Source organism: Rhizobium alarense (genome assembly GCF_021555155.1).
Lineage (GTDB): Bacteria > Pseudomonadota > Alphaproteobacteria > Rhizobiales > Rhizobiaceae > Rhizobium_D > Rhizobium_D alarense.
This window is the reverse complement of sequence record NZ_JAKGBU010000043.1, coordinates 1-15,401: the sequence shown is the minus strand read 5'-3', so window position 1 is coordinate 15,401 and position 15,401 is coordinate 1. Positions and strand designations below refer to the sequence as shown.

Sequence of the window (15,401 nt, the reverse complement as noted above, 5' to 3'; positions counted from 1 at the left end):
GAGATTGCGGTACTGGTAGCCGTCGAACTTGCGGTCCTGCGCGAAGGCGACGTGGTCGACGTCGAGATTGAGGCCCATGCCGATCGCGTCGGTGGCGACCAGATATTCGACGTCGCCCGCCTGATAGAGGCCGACCTGGGCGTTGCGGGTCCGCGGCGACAGCGCGCCGAGCACGACGGCGGCCCCGCCGCGCTGGCGGCGGATGAGCTCGGCGATCGCGTAGACCTCGTCGGCCGAGAAGGCGACGATGGCGCTACGCTGCGGCAGCCGGGTGATCTTCTTTGAACCGGCATAGAAGAGCTGCGACAGGCGCGGGCGCTCGACGACGGTGATGCCGGGCAGCAGGTGCTCGAGGATCGGCTTCATGGTGGCGGCGCCGAGCAGCAGCGTCTCGTCGCGGCCGCGCAGGTGCAGCACGCGGTCGGTGAAGATATGGCCGCGCTCGAGATCGCCGGCGAGCTGCACTTCGTCGATCGCGACGAACGCCGCCTTTGTCGCGCGCGGCATGGCCTCGACCGTGCAGACGGAGTAGCGCGCCATATGCGGCGTGATCTTCTCCTCGCCGGTGACGAGCGCCACATTGTGGTGGCCGACCTTTTCCACCAGCCGCGTATAGACCTCGCGCGCCAGCAGCCGGAGCGGCAGGCCGATCACGCCGCTCTCGTGGGCCACCATGCGTTCGATTGCGTAGTGGGTCTTGCCCGTGTTCGTCGGGCCGAGGACCGCGGTGACGCCGCGGCCGCTCAAAATCGTCGGTGCTTGAGACAAAGCGTGCCCCGGGAAGAATTCCTCGTGGTGCCGGCGCGCCGGCACAGTGCAACAAATGCCCATCCGCGCGCACGATGGCAAGGGGTGGACGGGTGATTCCCATCCTTGATTCCAGGCCCGGCCGGTGCCCGTCCCGTCTGCCGGAACAGTCTGGGAACGAATCGGCGACGAATCGAAGACTCCTTCGGATTCAGGGTTTGTTCTCCACAACATGTTGATTTTGCGGCTGCGTTGCCCACCACATCGTGAATCGCCGGTCAATTCCGTGCTGTCGGAGCCGCAAGCGGCTGCTGCGGGCGGGATTCGCTGTAAAGCGAGTTCGTTCGACATGGTTAACAGATTGTAAAAAAACCGGCTTCCCTACGGTGAGGCGTGTCCGTTCCAATTGGCGGCGTTCCGTGCGGTGAAGCGTTGCGGCGTTTCGCGCAGGCGCCGGATCTCGATGCTGCGAAGCGGGAATGCCACTACATATAGCGACTCCGGCGCGTGTTCCCTCCGTGTCATTGCGACACGTGAAACGGTTCAAAACCCTGCCGCAACGGGTGGCGGCACTGTGGGAACAATGGGGATAACCTGTGGACAACACGGCGGCCGGACGGCCGCCGTGCCTGTCGATCCGCGCCGTGTCAGACGAAGAACTGGCCGCCATTCGCCGACAGCGTCGAGCCGGTGATGAAGCCGGCGTCGTCGGCCGCAAGGAAGACGACGCAGCGTGCGATCTCCTCGGGCTCGCCGAGGCGGCCGACCGGGATGAGCGGGATGATGCGCTCGCTGAGCACCTTCTCCGGGATCGCCCGTACCATTTCCGTGCCGATGTAGCCGGGGCAGATGGCGTTGACGGTGATGCCCTTGGCGGCCCCTTCCTGGGCGAGGGCCTTGGTGAAGCCGAGGTCGCCGGCCTTGGCGGCGGAATAGTTCGCCTGGCCCATCTGGCCCTTCTGGCCGTTGATCGAGGAGATGTTGACGATCCGGCCGAAACCGCGGTCGCGCATGCCGCCCCACACCGGGTGCGTCATGTTGAAGAGGCCAGTCAGGTTGGTGTTGATGACGGCGTTCCACTGCTCCGGCGTCATCTTGTGGAACATGGCGTCGCGCGTGATGCCGGCATTGTTGACGAGAATCTCGACCGGGCCGAGATCGGCCTCGACCCTGCCAATGCCCTCGACGCAGGCGTCGTAGCTGGAGACGTCCCACTTGTAGACCGGGATTCCCGTTTCCGCCCTGAAGGCGTTCGCCGCGTCGTCATTGCCGGCATAGTTGGCGGCGACCGTGTATCCGGCCGCCTTCAGCGCCACCGAAATTGCCGCGCCGATGCCGCGCGAGCCGCCCGTTACGAGTGCTACCCTGCTCATGTCCTCACTCCCCTAAAGACGTTTGTTATGATTTTCCGGCCTTTCGGCCCCTTTTGGCAGGCTGCGCGGCGGACATGCCGCCGCTGCCGGTCGCGTCGGTCGTCACATGCGCTCGACGCACAGGGCGACGCCCATGCCGCCGCCGATGCACAGCGTGGCAAGCCCCTTCGAGGCGCCGCGGCGCTTCATCTCGAACAGCAGCGTGTTGAGCACGCGGGCGCCGGACGCGCCGATCGGGTGGCCGATGGCGATCGCCCCGCCATTGACGTTGACGATCGCCGGATCCCAGCCGAGATCCTTGTTGACGGCGCAGGCCTGGGCGGCAAAGGCCTCGTTCGCCTCCACGAGGTCGAGGTCGCCGACCTTCCAGCCGGCCTTTTCCAGCGCCTTGCGCGAAGCGGGGATCGGTCCCGTGCCCATGATCTTCGGGTCGACGCCGGCGGTCGCCCAGGACACGATGCGCGCCAGCGGCTGGATGCCGCGCCGCGCCGCTTCCGCCTCGCTCATGAGGAGGGTTGCGGCCGCGCCGTCGTTGAGGCCGGAGGCGTTGCCGGCCGTCACGGTGCCGTCCTTGTCGAAGGCCGGGCGGAGCTTCGCCATGCTGTCGAGGGTGGCGCCGTGGCGGATATACTCGTCCGCATCCACTGTCACGTCGCCCTTGCGGGTCTTGACGATGAAGGGGACGATCTCGTCCCGGAAGCGGCCGTCCTTCTGGGCGGCTTCCGCCTTGTTCTGCGACGAGACGGCGAAGGCGTCCTGGTCGTCGCGCGACAGCTGCCACTGCTTGGCGACGTTCTCGGCGGTGACGCCCATGTGATACCCGTAGAAGGCGTCGGTCAGGCCGTCCCGGATCATCGTGTCGATCATCTTGTAGTCGCCCATCTTCACGCCGGCGCGCAGGTGGGCGCAGTGCGGTGCCATCGACATGGATTCCATGCCGCCGGCGACGATGATGCCGGCATCGCCGGTCGCGATCTGCTGCATGCCGAGGGCGACGGCGCGCAGGCCGGAACCGCAGAGCTGGTTCATGCCCCAGGCGGTCTTTTCCTGCGGGATGCCGGCCTTCATGGCCGCCTGGCGGGCCGGGTTCTGGCCTTCGCCGGCCGCCAGGACCTGGCCGAGGATGACCTCGTCGACTTCCGCCGCCTCGACGCCGGCGCGCTCCAGGACGGCGGCGATGGCCGTCGCCCCGAGTTCGTGGGCGGGGGTATTTGCGAATGCGCCGTTGAACGAGCCGACGGCCGTGCGGGCCGCGCTGGCGATGACGATGGACGGAGTGCTCATGGTGCTTCCTCGGTTCTTGTTGACCGCCTCGCGGCGGCGATTGCCAGTGGCTGTCGGTCGCGGGACGTCTCTCCCGCATCAAAACTGGCAAAGCTCCGGTTGAGAGTCAAACGGCATCTCTGCATTGCAGCGGGACACATCCGCTATGCTGCAATGCACTGTTGCCGCAGCACGGCTAATTTCGCCGCAACGCACAATTCGATTGTCACAACCGTTTTTTTGCGGATACTCGACTTGACCAAAAAATGAATTGGAACACGGGGATGAGGAGACCCAGATGGCCAAGAACGACGGTCAGATCATAATCAAGAAATATGCCAACCGCCGGCTCTACAACACCGGCACGAGCACCTATGTGACGCTCGACGACCTCGCGGTCATGGTGAAGAAGGGAGAGGACTTCACCGTGCAGGATGCGAAGTCGGGGGAGGATATCACGCATTCGGTGCTGACGCAGATCATCTTCGAGCAGGAATCGAAGACCGGAAACACGCTGCTGCCCATCTCGTTTCTGCGGCAGCTCATTTCCTATTACGGCGACCAGATGCAGATGGTGGTGCCGAGCTATCTCGAGCATTCCATGAAGGCCTTCACGGAGCAGCAGTCGCAGATGCGCGAGCAGATCACCAGGGCCTTCGGCGACACGCCGCTGACCAAGAACCTGCAGATGCCGATGCAGCTCGTCGAGGAGCAGGTCCGCCGCAACACCGAGATGTTCCACAAGGCGATGCAGATGTTCTCGCCCTTCATGAACACGCCGCAGGCGAAGGAGCCGGCGCGCAAGGCGGAAGCCCGCGACATCGACGAGCTCAAGGAACAGCTGCGCGCGCTGCAGACCAAGCTCGACAATCTCGGCTGAGCGGCCGGACTGCGCCATCCCCGGCCCCTGCCTGACGCCCGCGGCGTCAGGCGTCGCTTACAGGCCGATCGACAGGTCGCGGCTTGCCGTGCGGATCGAGACGGCGAAGCCGGCGACGACGTCGATGAAGCAGATCGTCATCAGAATGAAGAAGATCTGCGTCGCCGCGCCGGGCACCAGAAGGAATTCCACGAGGAAGACCACGAAGAGCACCAGCGACAGCATATGGTCGAGCAGCGCGCGCGAGCCCGGTCGCGTCGCCTTGATGATCTCGAGGAACAAAAGGGCGAGCGCGATGACGATCAGCAGATCGCCGAAGCTCATCGTCCAGGTGGAGCCCGACAGCATCGAGAGCGCCATCACGTCGGTTTCCAGCACCGCGACGCCGCCACCGCCGAGCAGGCCGGTCAGCGCGAGATTGTAGATCGCGAAGGGCAGGATGAGGAGCGGTATCGCAAGAAGCATGAGCCGAAGTTCCCTGTGCGGCCCGCGTACGGGGCGTGGATGCGCTTATGCTTAAACGAAGATTGACGGCAGGAAAACGGCGAATGGCCGGATAGATTGCGCCGGACCGAAAAGAAAAGGGCCGGTCGAGCCGGCCCTTGCAGAACAACCGATGCGGCGGCGCTTATGCGCTTTCCTTCGGCGTCAGGACCTGGCGGCCGCGGTACATGCCGGTCTTCAGGTCGATGTGATGCGGACGGCGCAGTTCGCCGGAGTTCTTGTCCTCGATGTAGGACGGGGCCTTCAGAGCGTCTGCGGAACGGCGCATGCCGCGCTTGGACGGGCTCGTTTTTCTTTTCGGTACAGCCATTTCAACTACTCCACTTATCGGGCAAACATGTCCACGGGCCAGAAAATGGCCGAAAAAGACATGTCTCTATCTCGGAAATTTGGCGGGCTTATACAGGGCAAAACGGCGCTTGACCAGTCCCCGCGGGCAATTTTTCAAATTCCGCGGCGCGGCGCGCGTCAGGCCTCGTCCTCGGGCACGATCCAGGGCTCGGCAAGGGCCGCCTCCTGCCACTTCTGCCAGGCGGGATGCGCCTTCATGCGTGCCATATAGGCGAGGATCGCCGGATCCTCCGTCAGGCAATAGGTTTCCAGCCGGTTGACGACCGGGGCGAACATGGCGTCGGCGGCCGTAAAGGCGCCGAACAGGAAGGGGCCGCCCGAGGCGGCGAGCGCCTCCTTCCAGATCGTCCCGATGCGGGCGACGTCCGCCATGACGCCCTCCGGCAGGTCGATCGGCTTGCGGTCGCGGCGGATGTTCATCGGGCAGGCGCCGCGCAGCGCCCGGAAGCCCGAGAGCATCTCCATCGCATAGGCGCGGGCCCGTGCCCTGGCGGCGCGATCGGCCGGCCAGAGGCCGGCTTCGGGGAAGAGCTCGGCGACATATTCGATGATGGCAAGCGATTCCCAGACCCGGACGTCGCCGTGCTGCAGCACCGGCACCCGGCCCGTCGGCGAGACCTTGCGGATTTCGGGATTGCCGGCCGGAAAATCGAAGGGGATCAGTTCGTCGCGGAAGGGAATACCCGCCGCCTCGAGCGCGATCCAGGGCCGGAAGGACCAGGACGAATAATTCTTGTTTCCGACGTAGAGAATGAGGTCCGGCATGATCGTCGCGCTCCATGAATCTGTGGGGGAGACTAGGCGCCCGGCTGCCTCAGCGCCAATGAAAAGGCCTGAAGTCACTCATAAAGGCACTTGATGTAATCGCCCGAGCCGCTGGCCCGCCGCTCGATGACGCGGGCGAGCCGCTGCAGGCCGCGACCGGGCTTGCCGGCATTGCGCTCGAACGGGTTGGGCAGCGACACGGCGAGCAGCGCGGCCTGGCGCCGCGTGAGCTTTGCGGCCGGTACCGCGAAATGATGCTGCGCCGCCGCCTCGATGCCGTAGATGCCGGGGCCCCATTCGGCGATGTTGAGATAGATTTCCATGAGACGGCGCTTGGACCACACGAAGTCGGCCGCGATCGCCAGCGGCAGTTCCATCGCCTTGCGCAGGAAGGAGCGGCCGTTCCAGAGGAAGAGATTCTTCGCCGTCTGCATCGGGATGGTGCTCGCGCCGCGCGTCTCCTTGCCGTCGAGCGCGTCGGTGACCACGGCCCGCATCTCGCCCCAGTCGACGCCGCGGTGGCGACAGAACTGGCCGTCCTCCGACATCATCACGGATTGCACGAGGCTGGGGGAGATGTCGTCGAATTCGACCCACTGCCGGTCGTAGCCGTGCAGCAGCACGAGGTCCCGTAGCATCAGCGTCGAGACCGGGCGTATGACATCGACCGTGTAGAGGAGGATCAGCCCGTAGGGCAGCAACAGGAGGGCCAGCGCCAGCAGCGCCGGTTTTTTCCATCCACCGCGGAGCCGCCTGATCAAACCGTCACCCTTGCTGGTCCCAGCGTCCGTGTCGGCGCGTGTTTCCGGTACGATCTCCAAATGCCGGTGCCCGTCCTCATCCTGCCCGGGCTTTCATAGCGTCAGGAGGCCCGCAAGGCCAGTGCCCGGCCGACGAAACTTTGGCGTTTCCGGCCGCTTTCGACGTTGCCAGCGGACGGGCGGCATGCCAAAGAGCGGCCATGTCGGACATGGCCCTTCTTTTCCAGGAACGCCTCGGCGAGGCGGCCCGCAGCGTCGAGGCCACGCTGCGCGATCTCCTGTCGGCCGATGCGGCCGGGGACGAGATCGCGCGGCCGGAGCACCTGCTTGCGGCCATGCGGTACGGCGTGCTGAACGGCGGCAAGCGGCTGCGGCCCTTCCTCGTGCTCGAGAGCGCGGCGCTCTTCGGCGACGGCCACCGGCCGGCCGCGCTGCGGGTCGGGGCCGCGCTCGAATGCGTGCACTGCTACTCGCTGGTGCATGACGACCTGCCGGCGATGGACGACGACGACCTGCGGCGCGGCCAGCCGACCGTGCATGTCGCCTTCGACGAGGCGACGGCGATCCTTGCCGGCGACGGGCTTTTGACCTTCGCCTTCGACGTCGTCGCGGCGCCGGAGACGGCGCTTGCCGACCGCACGAAGGTGGCGCTGGTGCTGGCGCTGGCGCGCGCGGCCGGCCTCGGCGGCATGGCCGGCGGCCAGGCGCTCGATCTCGCCGCCGAGCGCGTCGCGCCGGGCGAGGCGGGGGTCGTGCGGCTCCAGGCGATGAAGACCGGTGCGCTGATCCGCTTCGCCTGCGAGGCGGGCGCGATCCTGGCGGAGGCTTCCGCCGCCGAGCGGCTGGTGCTCCGGCGCTACGGCGAGACGATCGGCCTCGCCTTCCAGCTTGCCGACGACCTTCTCGACCTCACGGCGGACGCGGCGACCATGGGCAAGGCGACCGGCAAGGACGCCGGCCGCGGCAAGGCCACCCTGGTCGCCCTCAAGGGGGCCGCCTGGGCCGAACAGCGGCTTCGGGCGCTCGTCGGCGAGGCGGAGGCGCTGCTTGCCCCTTTCGGGCCGCGCGGCGCCGTACTCGCGGAGGCCGCCCGTTTCATCGCAAACCGCAGGAACTGACGCATGAGCACGTTCTGGTCTCCCATCGTCTCGACGCTGAAGCCCTATGTGGCCGGCGAGCAGCCGCGCATCGCGAACCTGGTCAAGCTCAACACCAACGAGAACCCCTACGGGCCGTCGCCGAAGGCGATCGCGGCCATGCAGGCGGCGATCGGCGACAGCCTGAAGCTCTATCCGGACCCGACGGCGCTGACGCTGCGCGCCGCGATCGCCGCGGCCTACGGCGTCGAGCCCGACGAGGTGTTCGTCGGCAACGGTTCCGACGAGGTGCTGGCGCACGCCTTCGTGGCGCTCCTGAAACACGAGAGGCCGCTGCTCTATCCGGACATCACCTACAGCTTCTACCCGACCTATTGCCGCCTGTTCGGCATCGAATCGGTGGAGGTGCCGCTTCGCGACGACTTTTCCGTCGACATCGCGGACTATCGCCGGCCGGCCGGCGCGATCATCCTGCCGAATCCGAATGCGCCGACGGGCATCGGCCTGCCGCTCCAGGCCATCGAGGCGCTGCTGCGCGACCATGCGGACAAGCCGGTCGTCGTCGACGAGGCCTATGTCGATTTCGGCGGCGAGAGCGCGGTGCCGCTGACGCGCCGGCATGACAACCTGCTCGTCGTGCACACGCTGTCGAAGTCGCGTTCGCTCGCCGGCCTGCGGGTCGGCTATGCCATCGGGCAGCGCCCGCTGATCGAGGCCCTCGAGCGGGTCAAGGACAGCTTCAACTCCTATCCGCTCGACCGGATCGCGCAGGCGGGGGCGACGGCCGCGGTCGAGGATCGCGCCTGGTTCGACGAGACGCGCCGCCGGGTGATCGAGAGCCGCGGGCGGGTCGTCGGCGCACTGCGCCAGCACGGCTTCGACGTCCTGCCGTCGAGCGCGAATTTCGTCTTCGCCCGCCATCCGGACCATGCCGGCGCGGCGCTCGCCACGGCGCTCCGGGACCGGGCGATCCTCGTCAGGCATTTCGCCAAGCCGCGGATTTCCGACTTCCTGCGCATCACGATCGGCACGGCGGAGGAATGCGACCGGCTCCTGGAAGCGGTGGCGGAGATCGTCGAGAACGGCTGAACGCCGGCCGCCCTTCCGCTGCCGGGCTGCCGCAAATCGGGTGTGGCGTTCCGGCAATGATCGGCTATGGTGGCCGCCCGACCGGAACCGCACCATGACCGATATCACGCCCTATCTGCCGCAACTGATCGTCGCCTGGACGGCCTATCTCATCGCGACCGCCTCGCCGGGGCCGGCGATCCTGGCCATCATCGCCACCTCGATCAGCCGTGGGAGGCGCGCCGGCCTGGCGCTCGCCTTCGGGGTCCTCAGCGGATCCTATGTCTGGGCGATCCTGACGGCGTCGGGCCTTTCGGCGCTGGTGCGCACCTATGGCCAGGCGATCGTCGTCCTGAAGATCGTCGGCGGCTGCTACCTGCTCTGGCTCGCCTGGAACGCCTTGCGCGCCGCACGAAAGAGCCAGGATGCCTATCGGGCTCAGCTCGCGGCGCTGCCCGCCCTGTCGTTGCGGCGGCAGTATCTCAAGGGGCTCGGCATCCACATCACCAATCCGAAGGCGATCTTCAACTGGATCATGCTGACCTCGCTCGGCATGCCGGCCGGGGCGCCCGGCGGCGTCATGGCGGCCTTCATTGCCGGCTGCATGGTGATCGGCATCGCCGTGTTCCTGGGCTTCGCGCTGATCTTCTCGCTCGCGCCCATTCACCGGGCCTATCTGAAATCCCGGCGCGCGATCGAGGGTCTGATGGCCGGTTTCTTCGCCTTCGCCGGCTTCAAGCTGCTGACGGCGAAGCTCTGAGCTATTCCGCCGCCGCCTGGTCGCGGCCGAAGCGCTTCTCGATATAGTCGGCGAGGAGCGCCTCGAAGTCTCCGGCAATGTTGGTGCCGCGCAGCGTCATCGCCTTCCTGCCGTCGACATAGACCGGGGCCGTCGGCAGCTCGCCGGTGCCCGGAAGCGAAATGCCGATGTCGGCATGTTTGCTCTCGCCGGGACCGTTGACGATGCAGCCCATCACCGCGACCTTCAGCGCCTCGACGCCCGGATATTTCTCGCGCCAGACCGGCATGTTCCTGCGGATGTCGTCCTCGATCTTCCGGGCGAGTTCCTGGAAGACCGTCGAGGTGGTGCGGCCGCAGCCGGGACAGGCGGCGACGACCGGCAGGAACTGGCGGAAGCCCATGACCTGCAAAAGCTCCTGCGCCACCTGCACCTCGCGGGTGCGGTCGCCGCCGGGCTCCGGCGTCAGGGAGATGCGGATCGTGTCGCCGATGCCCTGCTGCATGAGGATGCCGAGCGAGGCGGAGGAAGCGACGACGCCCTTGGTGCCCATGCCGGCCTCGGTGAGGCCGAGATGCAGCGCATGGTCGGAGCGCGCCGACAGCATCGCATAGACGGCGATGAGGTCCTGCACGTTGGAGACCTTGGCCGACAGGATGATGCGGTTGCGCGGCAGGCCGATTTCCTCGGCGAGATCCGCCGAGAGCAGCGCCGACTGGCAGATCGCCTCGCGCATCACCTGCTGGGCGGTCAGCGGGAAGCCCTTCGCCTGGTTGTCGTCCATCAGCCGGGTCAGGAGCTCCTGGTCGAGCGATCCCCAGTTGACGCCGATGCGCACCGGCTTGTCGTGGCGGATCGCGGTCTCGACGATTGCCGCGAACTGCCGGTCCTTCTTGTCCTTGAAGCCGACATTGCCCGGATTGATGCGGTATTTCGCGAGCGCCTCGGCGCAGGCCGGATGGTCGGCCAGAAGCTTGTGGCCGATATAGTGGAAGTCGCCGACGAGCGGCACGTCCATGCCGAGCCGGAGCAGCCGCTCGCGGATCTTCGGCACGGCGGCGGCGCTTTCGTCGCGGTCGACCGTGATGCGCACGATTTCCGAGCCGGCGCGAAAGAGGGCGGCGACCTGCGCCACCGTCGCGTCGATGTCCGCCGTGTCGGTATTGGTCATCGACTGGACGACGACCGGGGCGCCGCCGCCCACCAGAACACCGCCGACATCGACGCCGACGGAGACGCGGCGCGGTTTCGGTTCGAAATCGAAGGGGACGGACATGATGGCCTCGTGCGGTGCCGGGACGGCGCTCCCGGTCATGCGATCCTGCCGCCGGAACCCGGCGCTTTTTCGTCCATCAGGTGGCGGAGCTTTCGCCCGTTGTCAACTGCAAGCCTCCGGCTGGCGCGGATTTGATCGCCTCAGCGCATCACCGGGCGGCGGATGCCGTCACCAGGGCGACGAGATCGGCAACCGAGCGTTCCGCGTCCTCCAGCGACGCCCTCCGGGTCTTGATGCCCTCCATCGCGTCGACCACGAGCCGGGCGAGGCGCTGCGGGTCGAGCCGGCTGCGGGACAGGTCGAGCGCGCCCGCCGCGGCTTCCCGCGCGAAGGCATCGCGGAAGGCGGCTTCGACCTCGGCCATCCAGCTTGCAAAAAGATCGGCGGCGATTTCCTTGTTCACGCCGATCAGTTCCTCGCCGTGCGGCGAGTTCCGGATCAACCGGTGCGGCTCGAGGAACGCGCCCGAGAGCGCCGCCCCGAGCTTTTCGGTGAAGGGGCCCTGCGCCGCGAAGGCGCGGACGATCGTTGCCACGGTCGCCGCCTTCATGATGACGACATAGGCGCGGAAGATGTCCTCCTTGTTGCGGAAATGCTGGTAGAGCGCCGGCCGCGACAGGCCTGCCGCCGCCGCGATGTCGCCCATGTTGCTGCGCCGGAAGCCGTAGGTGGTGAAGACCGTGAAGGCGGCTTCGAGAATGGCGGCGCGGCGCGGATCCCCGTCTGATATTTCCATGAATTGACGTTCTGACATTTTTTGTTATTTTGTCAAATGCTGCTGTCCGGCAATACACTAGCATGCCGGCAAGAGGCGCGGGAACCCGCAGCTGGAAAGGGAGCGACCATGCAACTGACGGTGAACGGAACAGCTTACAGCCTGGAAGTCGAGCCGGAGATGCCGCTGCTCTGGGCGCTGCGCGACGAGCTCGGCATCCTCGGAGCGAAGTTCGGCTGCGGCGCGGCGCAGTGCGGCGCCTGCACGGTCTTCGTCGACGGCCTGCCGGTGCGCTCCTGCTCCCACCCGGTCGGCGACGTCGAGGGTCCCGTCACGACCATCGAGGGCCTGTCCCCGGACGGCAGGCTGCACGCGGTGCAGCAGGCCTGGATCGACGAACAGGTCGCGCAGTGCGGCTATTGCCAGGCGGGCCAGATCATGTCCGCCGTCGCCCTTCTCGAGGCCAACCCGAACCCGACGGACGACGACATCGACGCCGCCATGGCCGGCAATCTCTGTCGCTGCGGCACCTATCCGCGCATCCGTGCCGCGATCAAGCGGGCGGCCGGCGCCACGACGGGGGCCTGATCCATGGCGAGCATCGGAACGATTACCCGCCGCCTCTTCCTCGTCGGCACCGGCATCGTCGCCGGCGGCCTCGCGGTCGGCTACTACTATTACCGCAGACCCTATCCGAACCCGCTGGAGGATGAACTCGCCGCGGGCGAGGCGACCTTCAATCCCTATGTGAAGATCGCGTCCGACAACACGATCACCGTCATCGCGCCGCGTGCCGAGATGGGGCAGGGCGTCACGACGACGCTGGCGGCGCTCGTCGCCGAGGAGCTCGACGTGCGGCTGGACCGGATCGTCGTCGAGCACGGGCCGGCCTCGCACGCCTATGTCAACACCACGATGCTGCAGGAGGGCGTGCCCTTCCCGCATTTCGACGAGTCGGCACTCGCGGAATTCGCCCGTTCCGGCATGGCGGTGCTCGGAAAATTCCTCGGATTGCAGGGCACGGGCGGTTCGACCTCGACGGTCGACGGCTTCGAGAGGATGCGCCGGGCGGGGGCTGCGGCGCGCACGGTGCTGAAACAGGCCGCCGCGAAAAGGCTCGGCGTCGACGTCTCGACGCTGACGACGGCGGACGGCGCGGTGACCGACCCGGCCTCCGGCACGGTGCTGACCTATGGCGACCTGGCGCTCGAGGCGGCGGCGCTCGAGCCGCCGGCGGATGTGGCGCTGCGGGAGCCGTCCGAATGGAAGATCCTCGGCCGGCCGCAGCCGCGCATCGACATGCGCGCCAAGGTGACCGGCGCGCCGATCTTCGGCGTCGACGTCCGGCTCGACGACATGCTGCATGCGACGATCCGCATGAATCCCTGGCGCGGCGGCCCGCTCAACGGGCTCGACGCCGCGGAAGCGGAGACGATGCCGGGCGTGGTGAAGGTCGTGCGGCTGGAAACCGGCATCAACAACGGCTTCGCCGTCATCGCCGACAACACCTGGCGCGCCTTCCGGGCGGCGGATGCGGTCGTCGCCGACTGGGGGGCGGGGCCCTATCCGGCCGATGACGCGGCAATCCGCGCGGTGCTCGACGCGGCGCTTGCCTCCGGCGACGCGAGCCATGCGCGCGACGACGGCGATGTGGAGGTTTCCTTCGCCGACGCGCCGCGCGACCGGCTGGTCGAGGCCGACTACAGCGTGCCCTTCCTGGCGCATGCGACGATGGAGCCGATGAACGCGACGGCGCAGCTGAAGGACGGCCGGCTCGACGTCTGGGCGCCGAACCAGTTCCCGACGCTGGTGCGTTCGCTGGCGGCGGCGGCCGTCGGGATCGAGCCGGAAAACTGCTTCGTGCACACGACTTATCTCGGCGGCGGCTTCGGCCGGCGCGGCGACATCGACTATGCGATCTATGCGGCGCTCGTCGCCCGGGAAGCGGAAGGCCGCCCGGTCAAGGTCACCTGGACACGCGAGGAGGACATCCAGCAGGACATGTACCGCCCCGCCGCGCTTGGCCGCTTCCGCGCTCGGCTCGGCGACGACGGACATCCGGTGGCGGTCGACATGCGCATCGCGTCGCCCTCGATCATGGGCAATGTCATTCCGCGCTACTTCCCGGGCATCTCGCCGCCGGGGCCGGACAAGTCGCTGACCGACGGTGCGGCGAACCAGCCCTACCGGATCGACAGCTACCGGGTCTCCGGCGTCAAGGCGCCGCTCGCCGTGCCGCTCGGCTTCTGGCGCTCGGTCGGCTGCTCCTACAACGGCTTCTTCCACGAATGTTTCATGGACGAGATCGCGGTTGCCGGAAAGCTCGACCCGCTGGAGATGCGACGCCGGCTGATGGCGGATTTTCCGACGGCGGTGAATGTCGTCGACAAGGTCGCGGCCATGTCGCGCTGGGGCGAAACGCTGCCGGCCGGGCGGGCCAGGGGCTTCGCCTTCACGTTGTCCTTCGGCACCTGGGTGGCGCAGGTGGTGGAGGTTGCCGATGTCGCGGGACGGATCAAGGTGGAGAAGGTGTGGTGCGCCGCCGATCCGGGCCGGGTGCTCGACCCCTCGATCTTCGCCGCGCAGATGATGTCCGGCATCGTCTTCGGCCTCTCGGCGGCGATGGGCGAGGTGATCAGCTTCGCGGACGGGGCCGTGGAACAGTCGAACTTCCACGACTACACGCCGATGCGCATCCACCAGTGTCCGGCGATCGAGGTGGCGACGCTGGAGACGGCGCACCGCATGGGCGGCGGCGGAGAGCCCGGCACGCCGCCCGCCATGCCGGCGCTCGCCAATGCGATCCACGCGCTGACGGGCAAGCGCATCCGCACGCTGCCGCTTTCGCGGGAGGTCGTATTCGTCGCCTGAAGCGTATCGCGATCTTCGAGTTCGCGCGACATGCCTTAGGGAAGGCCTCGCCCCGCGTCAGGCGCTGTGGCGCTCGCCGACATCGGCATGGACGGCGAGGTGCGAAAGCGCGAGCACCACGGCGAAAAGGATCGGCAGCGCCGCGAAGACCGTCGCGAAGCCGGTATGCTCGGCGATGAAGCCGATCGAGGACGGGGCGAAGAGCGAGCCGGAATAGCCCATGACGGTGGTGACCGAGAGTGCGATGCCCTGGGCGAAGCCGGGCAGGTTGCCGGCGGCGGAGAAGGCGATCGGCACCATGTTGGAGATGCCGATGCCGCAGATCGCGAAGCCGGCCATCGCCACATAGGCGTTCGGCGCAAAGCCGGCGGCGACCATGCCGACGATCGCCATGACCGTGCAGAAGCGCAGCGTCTTCACCGCGCCGAAGCGGTCGCGCACAAGGTCGCCGGCAAAGCGCATGACGGCCATGGTGAGCGAGAAGGCGCCGAAGGCGAAGCCGGAGAGCGCCAGCGACGCGCCGAGCTCGTCGCGCATGTAGAGCGCGCCCCAGTCGAGGATCGCGCCTTCCGGGATCATCGAGAAGAGCGCCATCAGGCCGATCAGCCAGGGCAGCGGCGATGCGGGAAGCCGGAGCTTCTGCCTGTCGGCCGCCGCATGCGGCGCGTCGCGCAGGATGAGCGGCCAGATCACGGCGACGCTGGCGGCGGCGAGACCGGTCAGCATGAGGGCATGCCCGACGACGCCGACCGTCTGGATGAGATAGCCGCCCGTCGTCGCGCCGACGAAGGCGCCGAGGCTCCAGAAGGCATGGCAGGACGACATGATCGCCCGGCGCATCGCCTTTTCCACCTCCACCGCATTGGCGTTCATCGCGACGTCCATGGCGCCGGTCAGGCCGCCGAAGAGGAAGATGGCGATGGCCCCGGTCCAGACATTCGGCGCGAGCGAGAGCAGCAGCAGCGTCGGCAGGAAGAGAAGCGTCGCGCCC

16 protein-coding genes are annotated in these 15,401 nt (G+C 67.4%); 6 read left to right on the top strand and 10 right to left on the bottom strand.

Features of this window, described 5'->3' with window-relative positions:
* The 3 genes from LXM94_RS14520 to LXM94_RS14510 form a co-directional block, all read right to left on the bottom strand.
* The coding region (locus LXM94_RS14520; protein ID WP_268965129.1) for a helicase-related protein at positions 1-768 on the bottom strand (768 nt) is incomplete at its 3' end.
* Positions 769-1,394: 626 nt separating this feature from the next.
* Positions 1,395-2,120 (bottom strand): beta-ketoacyl-ACP reductase, encoded by a 726-nt coding sequence (gene phbB, locus LXM94_RS14515; RefSeq protein ID WP_235772184.1) that lies wholly within the window; start codon positions 2,118-2,120, stop codon positions 1,395-1,397.
* A gap of 102 nt (positions 2,121-2,222) precedes the next feature.
* Positions 2,223-3,404: an acetyl-CoA C-acetyltransferase gene (locus LXM94_RS14510; protein ID WP_235772183.1), complete on the bottom strand. Its 1,182-nt coding sequence runs from the start codon at positions 3,402-3,404 to the stop codon at positions 2,223-2,225.
* Between the two features lie 277 nt (positions 3,405-3,681).
* Here LXM94_RS14510 and phaR point away from each other — a divergent pair, with 277 nt between their 5' ends.
* Complete coding sequence (gene phaR / locus LXM94_RS14505; RefSeq protein ID WP_235772182.1) at positions 3,682-4,263, top strand: polyhydroxyalkanoate synthesis repressor PhaR; 582 nt, start codon at positions 3,682-3,684, stop codon at positions 4,261-4,263.
* 57 nt (positions 4,264-4,320) lie between these two features.
* Here the strand turns inward: phaR and LXM94_RS14500 are convergent, their stop codons facing one another.
* The 4 genes from LXM94_RS14500 to mtgA form a co-directional block, all read right to left on the bottom strand.
* Positions 4,321-4,728 carry a hypothetical protein gene (locus LXM94_RS14500; RefSeq protein WP_235772181.1) on the bottom strand — a complete coding sequence of 136 codons (408 nt, stop codon included), beginning with the start codon at positions 4,726-4,728 and terminating at the stop codon, positions 4,321-4,323.
* 163 nt (positions 4,729-4,891) lie between these two features.
* Positions 4,892-5,077, bottom strand: a complete 186-nt coding sequence (gene rpmF / locus LXM94_RS14495) for a 50S ribosomal protein L32 (RefSeq protein WP_097137963.1) — start codon at positions 5,075-5,077, stop codon at positions 4,892-4,894.
* A 158-nt stretch (positions 5,078-5,235) separates the two neighbouring features.
* Positions 5,236-5,883 (bottom strand): glutathione S-transferase family protein, encoded by a 648-nt coding sequence (locus LXM94_RS14490; protein ID WP_235772180.1) that lies wholly within the window; start codon positions 5,881-5,883, stop codon positions 5,236-5,238.
* A 74-nt stretch (positions 5,884-5,957) separates the two neighbouring features.
* On the bottom strand, positions 5,958-6,644 hold the full coding sequence (gene mtgA, locus LXM94_RS14485; protein WP_235772179.1) for a monofunctional biosynthetic peptidoglycan transglycosylase: 687 nt from the start codon (positions 6,642-6,644) through the stop codon (positions 5,958-5,960).
* Positions 6,645-6,844: 200 nt separating this feature from the next.
* On the opposite strand from mtgA, the gene LXM94_RS14480 reads away from it, so the two are divergent.
* The 3 genes from LXM94_RS14480 to LXM94_RS14470 all read left to right on the top strand — a co-directional run bounded on the left by LXM94_RS14480 (position 6,845) and on the right by LXM94_RS14470 (position 9,569).
* On the top strand, positions 6,845-7,762 hold the full coding sequence (locus LXM94_RS14480; protein ID WP_235772178.1) for a polyprenyl synthetase family protein: 918 nt from the start codon (positions 6,845-6,847) through the stop codon (positions 7,760-7,762).
* Between the two features lie 3 nt (positions 7,763-7,765).
* Entirely contained in the window at positions 7,766-8,830 is a 1,065-nt protein-coding gene (hisC, locus tag LXM94_RS14475; protein WP_235772177.1) for a histidinol-phosphate transaminase, read from the top strand.
* A gap of 94 nt (positions 8,831-8,924) precedes the next feature.
* On the top strand, positions 8,925-9,569 hold the full coding sequence (locus LXM94_RS14470; protein WP_235772176.1) for a LysE family translocator: 645 nt from the start codon (positions 8,925-8,927) through the stop codon (positions 9,567-9,569).
* A 1-nt stretch (position 9,570) separates the two neighbouring features.
* Here the strand turns inward: LXM94_RS14470 and ispG are convergent, their stop codons facing one another.
* Together ispG and LXM94_RS14460 are read right to left on the bottom strand one after the other, a co-directional pair.
* A complete protein-coding gene (gene ispG / locus LXM94_RS14465) occupies positions 9,571-10,824 on the bottom strand; it encodes a flavodoxin-dependent (E)-4-hydroxy-3-methylbut-2-enyl-diphosphate synthase (RefSeq protein ID WP_235772175.1) in 1,254 nt (417 codons plus the stop codon).
* Between the two features lie 148 nt (positions 10,825-10,972).
* Positions 10,973-11,560, bottom strand: a complete 588-nt coding sequence (locus tag LXM94_RS14460; protein ID WP_235772174.1) for a TetR/AcrR family transcriptional regulator — start codon at positions 11,558-11,560, stop codon at positions 10,973-10,975.
* A gap of 108 nt (positions 11,561-11,668) precedes the next feature.
* Between LXM94_RS14460 and LXM94_RS14455 the strand changes: the two genes are divergently transcribed.
* Positions 11,669-12,127 carry a (2Fe-2S)-binding protein gene (locus LXM94_RS14455; protein WP_235772173.1) on the top strand — a complete coding sequence of 153 codons (459 nt, stop codon included), beginning with the start codon at positions 11,669-11,671 and terminating at the stop codon, positions 12,125-12,127.
* 3 nt (positions 12,128-12,130) lie between these two features.
* A complete protein-coding gene (locus LXM94_RS14450) occupies positions 12,131-14,410 on the top strand; it encodes a xanthine dehydrogenase family protein molybdopterin-binding subunit (protein WP_235772172.1) in 2,280 nt (759 codons plus the stop codon).
* A 57-nt stretch (positions 14,411-14,467) separates the two neighbouring features.
* Here the strand turns inward: LXM94_RS14450 and LXM94_RS14445 are convergent.
* Positions 14,468-15,401 (bottom strand): MFS transporter (locus tag LXM94_RS14445; protein WP_235772171.1); only part of this gene is annotated, 934 nt, incomplete at its 5' end.